This is a genomic window from Streptomyces sp. Je 1-369, from assembly GCF_026810505.1.
GTDB lineage: Bacteria > Actinomycetota > Actinomycetes > Streptomycetales > Streptomycetaceae > Streptomyces.
In genome coordinates this window covers 524,898-541,584 of the sequence record NZ_CP101750.1, presented here as the reverse complement: position 1 = coordinate 541,584, position 16,687 = coordinate 524,898, and the positions used below count along the sequence as shown (strand labels likewise).

The 16,687-nt window shown below is 70.1% G+C and carries 12 protein-coding genes; 5 read left to right on the top strand and 7 right to left on the bottom strand.

The window, feature by feature from the left end; genetic code table 11:
- Nucleotides 1-235: 235 nt before the first annotated feature.
- Nucleotides 236-2,077, top strand: coding sequence for an asparagine synthase (glutamine-hydrolyzing) (asnB, locus tag NOO62_RS02450; protein WP_268769221.1), 1,842 nt, complete (start codon nucleotides 236-238; stop codon nucleotides 2,075-2,077).
- Between the two features lie 21 nt (nucleotides 2,078-2,098).
- Here asnB and NOO62_RS02445 read toward each other — a convergent pair whose 3' ends face one another.
- Nucleotides 2,099-2,383, bottom strand: a complete 285-nt coding sequence (locus tag NOO62_RS02445) for a plasmid mobilization protein (protein WP_268769220.1) — start codon at nucleotides 2,381-2,383, stop codon at nucleotides 2,099-2,101.
- 275 nt (nucleotides 2,384-2,658) lie between these two features.
- Nucleotides 2,659-3,414 (bottom strand): sulfite exporter TauE/SafE family protein, encoded by a 756-nt coding sequence (locus NOO62_RS02440; RefSeq protein WP_268769219.1) that lies wholly within the window; start codon nucleotides 3,412-3,414, stop codon nucleotides 2,659-2,661.
- A 213-nt stretch (nucleotides 3,415-3,627) separates the two neighbouring features.
- On the opposite strand from NOO62_RS02440, the gene NOO62_RS02435 reads away from it, so the two are divergent.
- Nucleotides 3,628-4,566 (top strand): LysR family transcriptional regulator, encoded by a 939-nt coding sequence (locus NOO62_RS02435; RefSeq protein ID WP_268769218.1) that lies wholly within the window; start codon nucleotides 3,628-3,630, stop codon nucleotides 4,564-4,566.
- Here NOO62_RS02435 and NOO62_RS02430 read toward each other — a convergent pair.
- Both NOO62_RS02430 and NOO62_RS02425 read right to left on the bottom strand, forming a co-directional pair.
- A complete protein-coding gene (locus NOO62_RS02430; RefSeq protein WP_268769217.1) occupies nucleotides 4,530-5,762 on the bottom strand; it encodes an RNA polymerase sigma factor in 1,233 nt (410 codons plus the stop codon). The two genes, NOO62_RS02435 and NOO62_RS02430, sit on opposite strands and share 37 nt — an antisense overlap.
- Nucleotides 5,763-5,799: 37 nt before the next feature.
- Complete coding sequence (locus NOO62_RS02425; protein ID WP_268769216.1) at nucleotides 5,800-6,216, bottom strand: YciI family protein; 417 nt, start codon at nucleotides 6,214-6,216, stop codon at nucleotides 5,800-5,802.
- Nucleotides 6,217-6,417: 201 nt separating this feature from the next.
- Here NOO62_RS02425 and NOO62_RS02420 point away from each other — a divergent pair, with 201 nt between their 5' ends.
- Complete coding sequence (locus NOO62_RS02420; RefSeq protein WP_268769215.1) at nucleotides 6,418-8,475, top strand: pectinesterase family protein; 2,058 nt, start codon at nucleotides 6,418-6,420, stop codon at nucleotides 8,473-8,475.
- Between the two features lie 29 nt (nucleotides 8,476-8,504).
- Here NOO62_RS02420 and NOO62_RS02415 read toward each other — a convergent pair whose 3' ends face one another.
- Nucleotides 8,505-10,034, bottom strand: coding sequence for an MFS transporter (locus NOO62_RS02415; RefSeq protein ID WP_268769214.1), 1,530 nt, complete (start codon nucleotides 10,032-10,034; stop codon nucleotides 8,505-8,507).
- A gap of 410 nt (nucleotides 10,035-10,444) precedes the next feature.
- Here NOO62_RS02415 and NOO62_RS02410 point away from each other — a divergent pair, with 410 nt between their 5' ends.
- Entirely contained in the window at nucleotides 10,445-11,758 is a 1,314-nt protein-coding gene (locus NOO62_RS02410) for an MFS transporter (RefSeq protein WP_268769213.1), read from the top strand.
- An 18-nt stretch (nucleotides 11,759-11,776) separates the two neighbouring features.
- Here NOO62_RS02410 and NOO62_RS02405 read toward each other — a convergent pair whose 3' ends face one another.
- Nucleotides 11,777-13,942, bottom strand: a complete 2,166-nt coding sequence (locus NOO62_RS02405) for an MMPL family transporter (protein ID WP_268769212.1) — start codon at nucleotides 13,940-13,942, stop codon at nucleotides 11,777-11,779.
- Nucleotides 13,943-14,081: 139 nt separating this feature from the next.
- Complete coding sequence (gene lpdA / locus NOO62_RS02400) at nucleotides 14,082-15,485, bottom strand: dihydrolipoyl dehydrogenase (RefSeq protein ID WP_268769211.1); 1,404 nt, start codon at nucleotides 15,483-15,485, stop codon at nucleotides 14,082-14,084.
- Between the two features lie 276 nt (nucleotides 15,486-15,761).
- Between lpdA and NOO62_RS02395 the strand changes: the two genes are divergently transcribed.
- Nucleotides 15,762-16,631, top strand: coding sequence for an SAM-dependent methyltransferase (locus NOO62_RS02395; RefSeq protein ID WP_268769210.1), 870 nt, complete (start codon nucleotides 15,762-15,764; stop codon nucleotides 16,629-16,631).
- Nucleotides 16,632-16,687 lie beyond the last annotated feature (56 nt).

Here is a 16,687-nt window from a genome sequence, read left to right as displayed (position 1 = left end):
GGCCGGAACACTCCCTTCCGGCCGCACTCCCGGTCGCGGGAAGCGCCAAGTGTCCGGCGGGATGGGTGCCCCCGTGCTGACACGAGTCATCCTCCGCCATCGGTAAAGAGCGGCCGAAACCGTCGGGGTCGGCGTGGCGCGCCGCCCGCAGGGGCGTTGACCGTGAGCAAGGGCAGGAGCACGCTGCACACATAGGTGCTAGTTACACCTAGTTCGGCGAGCGGAAGGAAAGCGCATGTGCGGCATCACCGGCTGGGTCTCCTTCGACCGTGATCTGACGGCCGAGTCCACCACCTTGGACGCCATGACGGAGACGATGTCCTGCCGCGGCCCCGACGACCGCGGCACCTGGTCCCGCGGGCCCGCCGCGCTCGGACACCGACGGCTCGCGATCATCGACCTGCCCGGCGGACGCCAGCCCATGACCGTCGGGACACCGCGGGGCACCGTCGCCCTGGTCTACTCGGGCGAGACGTACAACTTCGCCGAGCTCCGCCGCGAACTGGCGGGCCGCGGCCACCGTTTCACCACCGAGTCCGACACCGAGGTCGTCCTGCGCGGCTATCTCGAATGGGGCGAGGCCCTCGCCGAGCGGCTGAACGGCATGTACGCCTTCGCGATCTGGGACGCCCGCCACGACAAGCTCGTCATGATCCGCGACCGCATGGGCATCAAGCCCTTCTACTACTACGAGACGTCCGACGGCGTCCTGTTCGGCTCCGAGCCCAAGGCGATCCTCGCCAACCCGCTCGCACGCCGCCGCGTCGCCCTGGACGGGCTCAGGGAAGTGTTCGCCCTCGTCAAGACGCCCGGTCACGCCGTGTGGGACGGCATGAGCGAGGTCGAGCCCGGCACCGTCGTCACGGTGGACCGCTCCGGTCTGCGCCGGCACGTGTACTGGTCCCTGGAGACCCGGCCGCACACCGACGACCGCGACACCACCGTCGCCGGGGTCCGTGCGCTCCTCGACGACATCGTGCGCCGTCAGCTCGTCTCGGACGTGCCGCGCTGCACGCTGCTCTCCGGCGGCCTCGACTCCTCGGCGATGACGGCGATCGCCGCCCGTCAACTCGCGGAGACGGGCGAGACGGTCCGGAGTTTCGCCGTCGACTTCGTCGGCCAGGCCGACAACTTCGTCGCCGACGAGCTGCGCGGCACCCCCGACACCCCCTACGTCCACGACGTCGCGAAGTCGGCGGGCACCGACCACCGTGACATCGTCCTGGACTCCCACTCCCTCGCCGACCCGGACGTACGCGCCAAGATGATCCGTGCGCGGGACATACCCATGGGCTTCGGCGACATGGACGCCTCCCTCTACCTCCTCTTCCGCGCCATCCGCGAACACTCCACGGTGGCGCTCTCCGGAGAGTCCGCGGATGAGGTCTTCGGTGGCTATCTGCAGTTCTTCGACGAGACGGCGCGCACGGCCGACACCTTCCCCTGGCTGGTGCGGTTCGCCGACCACTTCGGGGACGACGCCGGCATCCTGCGCCCCGACCTGACGGCCGCGCTCGACCTGCCCGCCTTCATCAAGGAGAGCTACGCGGGAGCCGTCACCGGCATCCGCCGCCTGGACGGCGAGAGCGACTTCGAGTTCCGGATGCGGAAGATCTCGTACCTGCACCTGACCCGGTTCGTCCGCGTCCTCCTCGACCGTAAGGACCGCGCCAGCATGGCCGTCGGCCTGGAGGTGCGCGTGCCGTTCTGCGACCACCGGCTCGTGGAGTACGTCTACAACGCGCCGTGGGCGCTGAAGTCCTTCGACGGGAGGGAGAAGAGCCTGCTGCGCGAGGCGACCGCCGACGTGCTGCCGCGGTCGGTCTACGACCGGGTGAAGAGCCCGTACCCCTCCACGCAGGACCCCGAGTACGCCGTCGCGCTCCAGGGACACGTCAAGGATCTGCTCGCGCGGCCCGGACATCCGGTCTTCGACCTGGTGGACAGGGAGCAGGCCGCGAAGGCGGCGGAACGGGAGGCGCCCCAGATCACCCAGGCATCGCGACGCGGCCTCGAGCGGACGCTCGACCTGGCGCTCTGGCTGGACCTCTACCGCCCGGAGATCGTTCTCGCCTGACCCGCGCGCTGTCTCTCCCGGTCACCGTCCCTGCTGGTCCTCGGGGTCCGCCGAGGCGGCGAGCGTGTCGAGGAATCGCCGGAGCGCCGGTGCCCCGTCCGGGCCGATGCCCCGCTGGACGGGCGGCACGGAGGCCCCGCGCCGGGTGTCGGACGTCTGGCACGGGCCGGGCGGCTCCTCGGCCCGGACGGTCACCGCGCGGCGGATGAACTCGGCCACCGGCACCCCGAGACGGTCCGCGTGGCGCAGGATCGCGGCGTACTCGTCGGGCGTGAACAAGACCTGCACAGGCTTGGCACCGTCCATGGACGCATGATGCCGCCCGGGCGTGTGTGACGCGCTGTGCTTGTCATATTCGCCCTCGAAGGCGTGAAAACCGGGGAAGGCGCCCACATGGCGCCGACATGAAGGTGGCGCGACATGGATGTGACCCCGACCGGACGGGGGAATCGCGGTCGGGGCCACATCATGTTCAACGATAAACCATGGGGTGGTGTTCCGAGGTGGGGGGCCTGATCGTGTGAGCTGTGGCACCCCGTCCTCGCGATCCCCCGTCCTCACGTCCTCACGTCCTCATGCCTTCACTGGACCAGCATGATGATCGAAGCCGTGGTCCCGACGACCACGATGAACGTACGCATCGCAAGCGGCGGCAGCCTGCGGCCGTAGCGCGCGCCCACCAGGCCGCCCACCGTCGAACCGGCGGCGATCAGCCCGGCCGCCGTCCAGTCGATGTCCGCGACCACGATGAAGACGACGGCGGCGACGCCGTTGACGATCGACGCGAGCACGTTCTTCGCGGCGTTCAGCCGTTGCAGGTCGTCCAGGAGGAACGTGCCGAACAGGGCCATGAGCAGGACCCCCTGTGCCGCGCCGAAGTAGCCGCCGTAGACGCCGGTGGCCAGGACGCCGCACCACATCGGGATGCCGCCGTCCACCTTGCCGCCGCCCTCGCGGTTCCGGAGCCTGCGGGTGAGCCACGGCTGCAGCAGCACCAGGAGGCAGGCGCTCAGGATGAGCGCGGGGACCACCGCCTGGAAGGCGTCGTCGGGGAGCTTCAGGAGCAGCAGCGCGCCGATCAGACCGCCGATGAGCGAGGCCGTGCCGAACCGCACCAGCCGCTTGAACTGGCCCTTCATCTCGCGTCGGTAGCCGTACGCGGCGCTCAGGGTGCCCGGCACGAGGCCCAGGTTGTTCGACACGTTGGCGAGCACCGGTGGGAAGCCGAAGGCCAGCAGTGTGGGGAAGGTGATGAGGGTGCCGGACCCGACCACCGCGTTGAGCCCGCCGGCCGCGACACCGGCGGCGCCTACGGCCACCATTTCGAGCGCTTCCACGCTTCACCTTTCCCGATGTTCCCGATGTTTCCGGTGCTGTTGGTGCTGCCGATTTTTCCGATGTTGCTGACGTGCTGGATCGTCACCGTGGCCCCCGGGTCGACGCCCGTCGCCGGGTCGCCGCCCGGGCCTTCGTCGATCTTGGTGCACGGTGAAAACCCAAGTCAATCCTCGGGTTTCCTTGCATCCCCCCAAGGGATAACTTCATCCGCTGTGACCCTCGACGACCTTCGCATCTTCATCGCCGTGTGCCGCGCGGGCAGCCTCAGTGCCGTCGCCCGTGAGCTGTCCTGTACGCAGTCCGCCGTGAGTCAGCACGTCAAGCGCCTGGAGCGGGAGCTCGGCGTGAGTCTTCTGGAGCGGCAGGCGCGGGGTGTCCTGCCCACCTCGGCGGGCCGGACCCTGCAAGCCGCGGCGTCGGACGGGATCGGCGGCATCGATCTCGCCGTACGCCGCCTCAAGGAGCAGGTCCGCGGCGAGGGCGGCACGGTGCGGATCACCACCGGGGCCACCTCCGTACGGCACTTCATGGCCGAGGCCGTCGTCGACTTCCGGGACCGCTACCCGCGCGTCGGCCTGGAATTCCAGACCATGAGCTCGAGCCGCGGCTGTTTCGACGCCCTCGCCGCCGACGACCTCGACCTCGCCTGGATCACCGTCGGCGAGCCCGTGCGCGGCATCGAGCAGCGGCCCGTCGTGGAACTGCCCTGGGTCCTCGCCGTCCGCGCCGACGACCCGTTCGCCGGGCGGCCGCGCGTCGAGCCCGGCGAACTGGCCGCGGGGCAGCTCATCACGCCGCCGGAGGGGTCGACGTCGCGAGGTCGGCTCGACGCACGGCTCGGTGAGCTGGATGTGGTGCTGCGGACCGTCACCAGCGTCGCCGACTGGGACACCGCCGTCCTCCTCGCGGAGCTCGGGCTGGGCCGGGCCGTCGTGCCGCTGCTGCCGGGCTGGCGCGAGTGCGGGCCCGCGGGGCTGCGTCTCGTGCCGGTGCCGGAACTGCCGCCGCTGCCGGTGGGGTGGGCGGTGCGCCGGTGGGACGCGCTGAGCCCGCTGGCCCGTGCCTTCGCCGACACCGTCGCCGGGCACTGCGCGTCGTCCGGACGGGTGCCGGTTCAGGGTGCGAGTCTGGCGGCGCGCGTCCGAAGGTAGTGGGCCTCGGGGCGGCTGAGTGTTCCCTTGGCCGCCGACTGGTAGGCGGCGCGGGCGCGTTCGAGGTCTCCCGCCCTCTCCAGTAGATGGGCGCGGACGGCTTCGAGGCGGTAGTGGCCTCTCAACCCGCCCTCCAGGGACTCCAGTTCCACGAGGCCCGCTCGCGGACCGTGGACCATCGCGTAGGCGACGGCCCGTCCCAGCTCGGCCATGGGCTCGGGGGAGCGGCGTACGAGAACGTCGTACAGCGCGAGGATCTGTGGCCAGTCGGTGGTGTCCGCGTCGGGCGCCTCGTCGTGCAGCGCCGCGACGGCGGCCTGCAACGGGTAGGCGCCGGGCGGGCCTTGAGTGAGAGCCTCCTCGACGAGTGCCGTGCCTTCGGCGATCGCCTGCCGGTCCCAGAGGGTGCGGTCCTGCTCGTCGAGGGGGATCAGCTCGCCGTGCGGGCCGGTCCGCGCGGCGCTGCGGGCCTCGGTGAGCAGCATCAGGGCGAGGAGGCCCGTCACCGATCCCTCCCGGGGCAGGAGGCGACGTACCGCACGCGTGAGACGGATCGCCTCGCGGGCCAGATCCGCGCGGTGCAGGGCGTCGCCGGAGGTGGCCGTATAGCCCTCGTTGAAGATCAGGTAGAGCACCTGGAGGACGACGGCGAGGCGCGCGTCGCGGTCCGCGGGGCCGGGCTGCCGGAAGGGCACCCCCTTGATCTTCGCCTTCGCGCGGCTGATGCGTTGCGCCATCGTCGCCTCGGGCACCAGGTGCGCGCGGGCGATCTCGGCCGTGGTCAGACCGCCGACGGCACGCAGCGTCAGGGCGACCTGCGCAGCCGCGGTGAGCTCGGGGTGGCAGCACAGGAACAGCAGCGTGAGCGTGTCGTCGTCGGCGGGGGCGCGGCTCTCGCCCGGCGGGGGAGCGGTGAACGCGTCCCGGGGAGCCAGCCGTGCCGCGTCCTCCTCGCGCCGCCGCCGCGCCTCGTCGGCACGCAGCTGGTCCATGAGGCGGCGCGAGGCGACCTTGATCAGCCAGCCGCGCGGATTCTCCGGCACGCCCTGGTCGGGCCACTGCCGCGCGGCCGCGAGAAGCGCTTCCTGCACGGCGTCCTCGGCGGCGCCGAAGTGTCCGTACCGGCGGACGAGCGCGCCGAGGACCTGCGGCGCGTGCAGGCGCAGCAGGTCCTCGGTCCCGGTCGCGGGTCTCACGACGCGCTCGTACGTCTCACCGTGTGCCCCGTGCGTCTCAGCACTCGCCCCCCGAGGCGTCCTGGATGGGACGGATCACGACGGGCGGGTCCACGACGCCCTCCGGGGCCGGACACTCGCTGATGCGCAGGGCGATCTCGGTGACCCGTTCCAGGCTCTCGCAGTCGAGGACCCAGTACCCGGCGAGCACCTCCTTCGTCTCGCCGTAGGGCCCGTCCGTGATGACCGGGCGGCCGTCCTTGTCCCGGCTGACGAACCGGGTCTGTGCGGGCTCGGTGAGTCCCTGCCCGTCGACGAGCTCACCGGACTCGGCGAGGTCGTTGTTGAGCTCGCTCATGAACGCGAACATCGCCTGCAGTTCCTTCTCGCTCCAGGCCGGGCTGTCCGCGGACGGCTTGCCGGACATCGCTTCGTAGTCGGCCTGCGAACCCTGGACCATCACCAGATACTTCATGACTTCGCTCCTCGGCTGCGCGGTCACCCCTCGCGGGCGACTCTCACAGGGGACGTCGGCGCGGGCGGCACGTTCTCGACACCTCGCGGAAAGAATTTTATCGGCGGCAACCTTCCCTGTCCTCGGCGGCGACTGATCAGCGGCCCGGTCCACCGGACACGGCATTCACCCCCCCACGTTGGTACAGACGGGAAGCGACGCATGAGAAAGCTCCACGGCAAGGCGCGGCACCGCAGAAGAAGGACGGCTCTGGTGATCGGCGCCCCGCTGGCCGTCGCCGCCGCGGGAGCCATGGCCTACGGCACCGCCTTCGGGGCGTTCGGTGAGGACGCCGAGCCCCGCGCGGCCGCGGCACCCGCCGCCGCGCCGGCGTGGGCCGACGACACCGCCGACGGCTTCGCGTCCGTCGACGCGCAGGGGCAGAAGGGAACGTACGGCGGACGGGACGGGAAGACCGTCACCGTGCGGACGCTCGCCGACCTGGAGAAGTACGCGACCGCCCCGGAGCCGTACGTGATCGTCGTGGCCGCGGCGATCACGATGGACCCCAAGGGCAAGGAGATCAAGGTCGCGTCGGACAAGACGATCGTGGGCGCGGGGACGGCGGGACAGATCGTCGGCGGCGGCTTCTTCCTCGGCCGGGGCGTGCACAACGTGATCATCCGGAACCTGACGATCCGGGACGCGTACCACGGCACCTGGAACGACAAGGAGCACGACTGGGATGCCATCCAGATGGACGGCGCGCACCACGTGTGGATCGACCACAACGACCTGCGGCACATGGCCGACGGCCTCATCGACAGCCGCAAGGACACCACCCACGTGACGGTGTCCTGGAACAGGCTGAGCGACAACAACAAGACGTTCGGGATCGGCTGGACCGAGAACGCCACCGCCGACCTCACGATCCACCACAACTGGTTCCGCGAGACCGAGCAGCGCAACCCTTCCACGGACAACGTCGCCCGCGCCCACCTCTACAACAACTACCTCCAGGACGACGCGGGCACCCGGATCACCTCGTCCTACGGCAACTACGCGCGCGGCAGGACGAAGATGGTCCTGGAGAACAGTTACTTCAAGGGCATCAACAACCCCGTCATCAAGGACGGCACCGCGGCCCTCGTCCAGCGCGGCAACGTGTTCTCCGGAACGAGGGGCCGCAACGAGAGCGGCGGCACGGCCTTCGACCCGAAGGCGTACTACGAGTACACCCTCGACAACGCCGCCGACGTCCCGGCGCTCCTCAAGTCCGGTTCGGGACCGCGGAGTTCGCTCGGCACGACGGCCGGTGCCCGCGCCGCCGACCGCACCCTCACCGTCGCCAAGGACGGCAGCGGCCGCTACGCGAGCGTGCAGAAGGCCGTCGACGCCGTGCCCGCGGGCAACACCTCGCGCGTCGTGATCCGCGTCGCGCCCGGCACCTACCGCGAGACGGTCGAGGTCCCGGCCGACAAGCCGCACATCACGGTCGAGGGCACGGGCACCAGCCGCAAGAACACCGTCATCGTCTTCGGCAACGCCGCGGGCACGCCAAAGCCGGACGGCTCGGGGAGGTACGGCACGGGCGGCAGCGCCACCTTCGCCGTCGAGGCCGACGACTTCACGGCCCGCAACCTCACCGTCTCCAACGACTTCGACGAGGCCAGGAACCAGAACCTGGACGGGCATCAGGCGGTGGCGCTGCGCACGGCGGCCGACCGGGTCCGCCTCGACTCGCTCATCGTCAGCGGCGATCAGGACACCCTGCTCCTCGACACGGCGGGCAAGGACAAACCGGGCCGCGTCCACATGACCAACTCCTACGTCGTCGGCAACACCGACTTCGTCTTCGGCCGTGCCACCGCGGTGATCGACAAGTCGGTCCTCACCCTGAAGAAGCGCTGGAACGGCACATCGGCCGGTTACGTCACCGCCCCCAGCACGGCCGCGGGCCGCAAGGGCTTCCTCATCATCCGCTCCACGGTCAACGGCGACGTGTCCGCGCGGAGCTTCCACCTCGGCCGCCCCTGGCACGCGGGCGGCGACGCGACCCTGGACCCGCAGACGACGGTACGCGACACCGTCCTCAGTGCCGCGGTCAAGCCGGGCCCGTGGTCGGACATGGGCGGCTTCTCCTGGAAGGACGACCGCTTCGCCGAGTACCGGAACAGCGGCCCTGGTGCGGGCGGCCCCAGTGGTGACCGCCCGCATCTGACGGACGCCCAGGCCGCGAGCCAGGAGACCGCCGACTGGCTCGGGGACTGGACGCCGTAGAACCGAACTCGGTTGCTATTGCCGGGGGTTCACCCCATGTGGATCGGTGCCGCGCCCTCGGCTGTCTCCTGCTTGCGGGCGTTGATGGCCAGCGCGGTGACGGCGAGACCGGCGAGGAACATGATTCCCGCGCCGACGAACGCCAGCGTGTAGCCGTGGGTCAGGGCGTCCGCCGCCCTGGCCACCAGGCCGTGGTCCTTCGTGGCCAGGCCGCGGTAGAGCGAGGCGGCCGCGTCGGGCAGTCGGTCGTCGGCCGCCGACGTGGAGACGGTCGCGAGGACGGCGAGGCCGAGGGCGCCGCCGATCTGCTGGGCGGTGTTCAGGAGTGCCGAGGCGATGCCCGTGTCCTGATGCTCGACACCGCTGACCGCGCCCAGCGTCATCGGGACGAAGCCCATGCCGAGCCCGAGGGCGGTGACGAACATCGCGGGCATCAGGTGCCCGGTGTACGAGGAGTCAGGGGTCAGCGTGGCGAACCAGAACATGCCGCCCGCCGCCACGAGCAGACCGGGCCCGGCGATGGCGCGCGGCGCCAGACGCGTCACCAGCTTGGCGCTGAGCGCGGCGGCGACGCCCATGCCGAGGCTGAACGGCAGGTTGGCGAAGCCCGTCTTGACCGCGCTGTAGCCGAGGATCAGCTGCATGTAGAGGGTCAGGAAGTAGAAGGTGGCGATCATGCCGGCGCCGATGAACAGCATCGTGGCGAAGGACCCGGAGCGGTTGCGGTCCTTGAAGAGCCGCAGCGGCATCATCGGGTTCGCGGTGCGGCCCTGGATGACGAGGAAGGCGGCGAGCAGCACGGCGGCGACGGCGAAGCAGGACAGGGTGAGGCTGTCGGTCCAGCCGTGCTCGCCGCCGCGGGTGATGCCGTAGACCAGGGCGATCAGTCCGCCCGTGCCGGTGACGGTGCCCGGCAGGTCGAGCCGGCCCGGGTGGCGCTCCGCCTCGACGAGCGTCTTCGTCCCGGCGAGGACGGCCAGGCCGATGGGGATGTTCACGAAGAACACCCACCGCCAGTCCAGGGCGTCGGTCAGGACGCCGCCGAGCAGCAGCCCGACGGTGGCGCCGATGCCCGCCATGGCGGCGTAGACGCCCATCGCCTTGTTGCGCGGCTTGCCCTCGGGGAACGTCGTGGCGATCAGGGAGAGCGCACTGGGCGCGGCGACGGCGGCGCCGACGCCTTGCAGGATGCGCGCGCCGATGAGCAGGCCCTCGTTCGGGGCGAGCCCGCCGAGCAGGGAGGCCAGAGTGAACACGGCGATGCCCACCTGGAACATCAGCCTGCGCCCGAAGAGATCCCCTGCGCGGCCGCCGAGCAGCAGCAGCCCGCCGAAGGCCAGCGCGTAGGAGTTGACGATCCAGGCCAGATTCGCGTCGGACACATCGAGCGCGGTCTGGATGCTGGGCAGTGCGATGTTGGTGATGGTGCCGTCGAGCACCACCATGAGCTGGGCCGCGGCGATGACGAACAGGGCCAGGCCGAGGTGCCGGCCGCCGGGCGGCGCGGCGGCGGTTGCCGCGGGCGATGGTGTGGTGACAGCCGTGCTGTCAGCAGACATGAAAGAGCTCCAGGACGAGGCGTGGACACATTCCGCCGGTACGGGAATCAGACCTGGAAGGCCTTCTTCCATTCCGGCGTGAGGGGCGACGGCGGCCGCCGTGAAGAGGCCGTGTGTCGCAGTGCAATCCGAGCGGTGCGCCGGTGCGAATGCGGCCCGGATCGGGATGAGTAAAAACCCTAACACCTCAAAACCGCTGGTCGGGGCCGTGAAAAACAAATACCGGCAGACCTGTTCGGCAACTTGACTTTTCGCCCGCTTTCCTAGGCTACCGACTTTTGACGGCTTTATGGATTCCACTTGCATTTTCGCTTCAGCTGTGAGCAATCGGCGCTTCGAGGGGGTGGTTGCTGTGCTCACACTTTTCACGAAAAGGCAACTCGCGCTAACGTTCACCCCCTGGACCGGGAATGGGGGAGACAGTGACCGTCGACATCGGGGTCCCGCTCTGGAGCAACCGCAACTACCGGGTCTTCCTCCTCGTCCAGACCCTCTCCGCCCTCGGCGACTCGTTCTCGTTCGTGGCCATCCCGCTGCTCGTGCTGCACAGCACCGGCTCGGTCGTCCAGATGGGCCTCGTCACCGGTCTGACGGGCGTCGCGTCGATCGTCACCGGACTCTTCGCCGGTGTGATCGCCGACCGGTTCGACCGGCGCCGGCTGCTGATGCTCTCCGACGTGGCGCGCTGTCTGCTGTACGCGCTGATCCCGCTGGTCTGGGTCTTCGCGACCCCGCTGTGGCTGATCTACACGGTCGTTCCGCTCACCGGCGGCTTCGCGATGCTCTTCCAGGTGACGTACGTGACGGTGGTGCCCGCCATCGTCGAGCCCGGCCAGATCATCAAGGCCAACGCCCACCTGTACGGCTCCTACGCGGTGGCGACGGTCGGCGGGCCCACCCTCGCGGGCCTGGTCGCGGCGGCGTTCGGGCCCGTGGCCGCCATCGGGATCGACGCCGCGACGTTCGCCGTGTCGGCCGCCGGACTCCTCGCCGTCAAGCTGCGTCCGACTCCGCGGCCCACCGCGGACGCGGGGGCTCAGCAGGAGGGCGCTGAACGCGCAGGTGTACGCGGTGAGTTCCTCGCGGGCTTCCGCTTCCTGTGGGCCCACCCCGTCCTGCGCCCACTCACCGTGCTGCTGTCCCTGTTCATCTTCCTCACGCACGGCATGACCGACGTCATCATCTTCCGCATCAAGGAGGACCTCGGCCACGGCGACGGCACGGTGGGCTACGTCCTGAGCGCGGGCACGGTCGGTACGTTCCTCGCCTCCTTCCTGGTCACCCGGCTGCGCAAGGGCCTCGGCTTCGGGCCGAGTTGGGTCGGCGCGGTCACGCTCGGCGGTGTCGCCGTCGCCTGCCTCGGGCTGACCGGGAGCGTGCCGGTGATCGGCGCGCTCTCGGCGACCATGCTGCTGGCCACCGGAGTCGCCGGGATCTGCTCCATGTCGCTGCGGCAGGAGGTGACGCCGGGTCACCTGCTCGGGCGGGTCACCGCGGCGTTCTGGACCACGCACTACTCGCTCGGCCCGCTGGGAGCGGCCGCCGTCACCGCGGCCGCGGCCGGGTTCGGGGTGGCCAGGGTGTGCCTGGCGGTGGGCGCGGGCGTGGTGTGCGTGGCGCTGAGCGGGACGCTGACGGGGATCGTGCGGGCGGAGTCGCCGGAGGCGTCGTCCCGTACGGCCGCGGCGGCGGGGACGCCCGAGTCGGCGACGGAGACCGCCTGACGCCGAGGCCCCGCGGGCCTACGGGGAACGCGTCGTGCCGCCGCCCCTGGCCTTCTGGTCCGACGGACCCGCCCCGCCCCGCCCGTTCCGCTTCTCGTCCCCGTGCCCCGGCCACCACGCCGCGTGCCCTATGAGCGCCGTCAGCGCCGGGGTGAAGATCATCGCCATGACGAACGCGGCGACGAGGATGCCGAAGGAGAGCGAGAAACCCATCTGGGAGAGCGTCGAGTTGCCCGCGAGCATCAGCGTCGCGAACGTACCCGCGAGGATCACACCGGCCGAACCGATCGTCGGCCCCGAGTGGCGCACAGCCGTGCCCGCCGCGTCGTGCGGCGAACGCCCCTCCCGTGCCTCCTCGCGCAGCCGCGACACCATGAGGATGTTGTAGTCCGTGCCGAGCGCGACCACGAACAAGTACATGATCACGGGCAGCATGAACATCAGGCCCGGCTGGCTGCCGATCTGCTGGAAGATCAGGGATGTCGCACCGAGCGTCGCGCCGAAGCCGAGCGCGACGGACAGCATCAGGTACCAGGGCGCGACCAGGCTGCGCAGCAGCAGCCCGAGGATCACCATGATGGCGAGCGCCGCCACCGGGAAGACCACCGAATAGTCGCGGTCGACCGCCTTGTTGATGTCGACGTACACGGCCGTGGTGCCGCCGACGAGCGCCCGCGTGCCGGACGGCGCGTCCTCGTGGGCGGCGGGGCGCAGCCGGTCCTTCACCGTCTCCAGGGCGCTGTCGGAGGCGGGCGGGTCCGAGAGGATCACGGAGTACGAGGCGGTCGTACGGTCCGGACTCAGCCGCGGCGCCGCCACCTCGCCCACCCCGCGGACGTCGGCGAGCTGCTTGCGGAAGGCGGCGGCCCGCGGTTCCGCGACCGGCTTGCCGTTCGTGGAGGTGAGATACACCGACGTCGGGTCGGTGCTGCCCGCGGGGAACCCCTTCTGGAGGTCGTCCAGGGCGACCATCGACTCCTTGTCCTTGGGCAGCGAGGACCCGGCCAGGTCGAAGTTGGCCTTGTAGCCGAGTGCGCCGAGCGCGAGGGCGCCCATGAACAGCGCGGACACCAGCGCCCAGACCGCGGGTTTGCGGGCGATGGACGCGCCGAGCTTGGCGAACCCCGTGCCCTGCGGCTCCCGCTGCCAGGACTTCGACGGCCAGAACACCTTCGTACCGAGGAGCGACACCACCGCGGGGACGAGGGTGAGTCCGGCGAGGAGCGTCACGAACACCGCGATGGCCAGCGCGGGGCCCATCGACCGCAGCATGCCGAGCGAGGACAGCGTCAGCGCGGCGAAGGCGACGATGACCGCGCCGGCCGCCGACGTGATCGCCTCGCCGACCCGCTCCACGGCGTGCACCATGCCGCTCTTGGGATCCTCGCCCGCGCGCAGTGCCTCCCGGTAGCGGAAGAGCAGGAACAGGATGTAGTCCGTGCCGACGCCGAACAGGACGACGGTCAGCAGCTCCTGGATGGAGGAGTCCGCCTTCATGTCGAAGGCCTTGTTGGCGGAGGCGATCAGACCGGTCGCCATCGGCGAGATGAGGCCGATGAGGACGACGGGCAGCAGCGCGATGATGGGACTGCGGAAGATCACGAGCAGCAGGACGACAATGATCACGATCGTGCCGACGCCGACGAGCAGCCCCGCCTTCTTCGACGCGTCGCTCTCGTCGAGTGCCTGCGCCGCGGAGCCGGTGATCCCCGCGGAAAGGTCCGTGCCCTTCAACTCCGGCTTGAGGCCGTCCCGCAGCTCCTTGACGGCGTCCTGTTGCGCGGTGTCCTCGGGGTCGGTGATCTTCGGCATGGCGACGACGGAGGTCTGCACCTGCTTGTTGGGCGAGACCTCACCAGGCACGACGGCCTGCACCTCGGGGATCTTCCGGTTCTGCAGATCCTTGGAGACGCGCGCCACGTCGGCGGAGTCGGCGGCTGTCAGCTTCCCGCCGTCGGAGCGCTGGAAGACGATGATCGCGCCGACGTTCTGCTGCTTGGGGAAGTCCCTCTCCTGGACGTCGGCGGCGCGAATGGACTCGTAGTGGTCCGGCAGGAAACTCGCCTCGTCGCTGCTGGAGGTGAGCTTCGGCGCCAGTGAGATCACGGCGCCTGCCGCGATCACCCACGCCAGGATGATCCACCAGGCGCGGCGCACCACGAATCGGCCCAGGCCAGAGAACATCGGCTACTGCCTCTCCTCGCCCCCGAGGCAAACAGTCGTGTTCCGCCAAGGATCGGCCGGGGCGGGCGGCCCCGCCACTCGGGTGACCCGAATCCGGTCACGCGCGGCGTGGCGGGGCGCCCTGGTCGTCAGCCGCCCGTCAGAAGTTGATCATGTGCCCGGCCAGGCCGTGCACCGCTTCCTTGACGGCCTCACCCAGGGTCGGGTGCGCGTGGACGTTGCGCGCCACCTCGTGGACGGTGAGGTCCCACTGCTGGGCCAGGGTGAGCTCGGGCAGCAGCTCGGTGACGTCGGGGCCGATCAGGTGGGCGCCGATGATCTCGCCGTACTTGTCGTCGCTGATGATCTTCACGAAGCCGACGGTGTCGCCCAGACCGTGCGCCTTGCCGTTCGCCTGGAACGGGAACTTCGCGACCTTGACGTCGAAGCCCTTCTCCTTGGCCTGTGCCTCCGTCCAGCCGAAGCTGGCGATCTGCGGCTGCGAGTACGTGGCGCGCGGAATCATCGGGTAGTCGAGTTCCATCGTCTCGGCGTCCGCGAGGGTCTCCGCGGCCACCACACCCATGGCCTCGGCGGTGTGCGCGAGCATCAGCTTCGCGGTGACGTCGCCGATGGCGTAGATGTGCGGGACGTTCGTACGGCAGCGGCCGTCGACCTCGATCGCGCCGCGCTCGGTGAGCGCCACGCCCGTCGCCTCCAGGCCGAAGCCGGACACGTTCGGCGCGAAACCGATCGCCTGGAGGACCTTGTCCGCCTCCAGGACCTGTTCCTTGCCGTCCTTGCCCGTGACGGTGACCCGGACCTGCTCCCCGGACTCGTCGATCGACTCGACGCGCGTCGAGGTCATCACGTCGATGCCGAGCTTGCGGTACTGCTTCGCCAGCTCCTTGGAGACGTCCGCGTCCTCCAACGGCGCGACACGGTCGAGGAACTCGACGATCGTGACCTTCACGCCGTAGTTGTGCAGGACGTACGCGAACTCGATGCCGATGGCACCGGCACCCGCGATCACGATGGACCGCGGCAGCGAGTCGGCGAGGATCTGCTCCTCGTACGTCACCACGCGCTCGCTGCGGCTCGTGCCGGGCAGCAGGCGGGGCGTGGCGCCGGTGGCGATGATGCAGTTCTCGAAGCCGATCGTGGCGGTCGTGCCGTCGGACTTCGCGACCTGCAGCGTGTTCGCGTCCACGAACGTGCCCCGGCCGTCGAACTCCGTGATGCCGTTCTTCTTCATCAGGAAGTGGACGCCCTTGACCCGGCCGTCCGCGACCGTGCGGCTGCGGCTGAACGCCTCGCCGTAGTCGAAGGAGACCTGCCCGTCGACCTTGATGCCGTACGTCTTCTGCTCGTGCGTGAAGAGGTGGGCCAGCTCGGCGTTGCGCAGCAGGGCCTTCGTCGGGATACAGCCGACGTTGAGGCAGACACCGCCCCAGTACTTCTCCTCGACGACCGCTACCCGCTTGCCCAGCTGGGCGGCGCGGATGGCGGCCACGTAGCCGCCGGGTCCTGCTCCGAGTACGACGACGTCGAAGCGGTCTTCCATGGGGAGGTCCTCTCTGGGTGGTACGGAATCCGGTGGTGCGGATGGCTCTCTGCCCCGATCATCCGTCATGCGCGGGCCCGGACGGTCGGCGGGTGAGGCACACCACAGGTCTCACTCCGGGACGACCCGGGGGCGGGGCCAGGAACCCCCGCCAACCCATGTCTCCCGCAAGGACGTTGAGTTTTCGTAGTTCATTCACCCGAACGTGGATCACCGGATAGTGTCGCGACAAGGAACACGTTCCGTGAATCCTGCGGGAGAGGTGGAGAGCGCGCTGTGGCGAGTGACAACCAGTCCGAGACGGTGTCCGGGCCGTCCAACCCGTCCATCCCCTACGACGTCCCGACCTCGGCGCGCGGCTACGGCTGGATGCTGGGCGGCAAGGACAACTACGAGATCGACCGGAAGTTCATCCTCTCCACCGTGCCCTCGTTCCCCGAGGTCGTCGACATCTGCCGGCAGAACCGCCAGTTCCTCTACCGCGCGGTACGCCATCTGACGCGCGAGCACGGCATCCGCCAGTTCATCGACATGGGCTGCGGACTCCCCACCGACAACAACGTCCACCAGGTCGCCCAGCGCTTCGCGCCCGACGCCCGCGTCGTCTACGTGGACATCGACCCGATCGTCCTCGCGCACGGCCGCGCGCTGCTCGCCGACGACTCCTCCACGACCGTCATCATGGGGGACATGCGGGACCAGGACGCCATCCTGAAGAACCCCGACGTGACGCGCCTCATCGACTTCGACGAGCCGGTCGCCACGCTCTTCCTGTCCGTCGGGCACCACCTCGTCGACGCCGACGACCCGCGCCGCGTCCTGCGCACGATCATCGACCGCGCGGCGCCCGGCAGCTTCGTCGGCTTCTCGCAGGTCATCTGCGAGGACCCGGTCCGCGGCGCGGCGATGACCGAGCACATCGCAGGCGGCGGCGTGCCGTGGCAGACCCGCACGCCCGCCGAGGTCGACGTCCTCCTCGAAGGTCTCGAGCCCGTGGAGCCCGGCGTCGTCAACCTCGTCGACTGGCGCCCCGACCCCGACCAGCCCGCCCTGGAGCCGGTCGACCCCGACCTCGAGCCCTACCTCGGCGTGACCGACGCCAACAAGGGGATCTACGAATACGGCGGAGTGCTGCGCAAGCCGTAGCGGACGGTTGACCCGGAGGGGTGGACGCCCCACAATGACGATCATGATCCAGCACC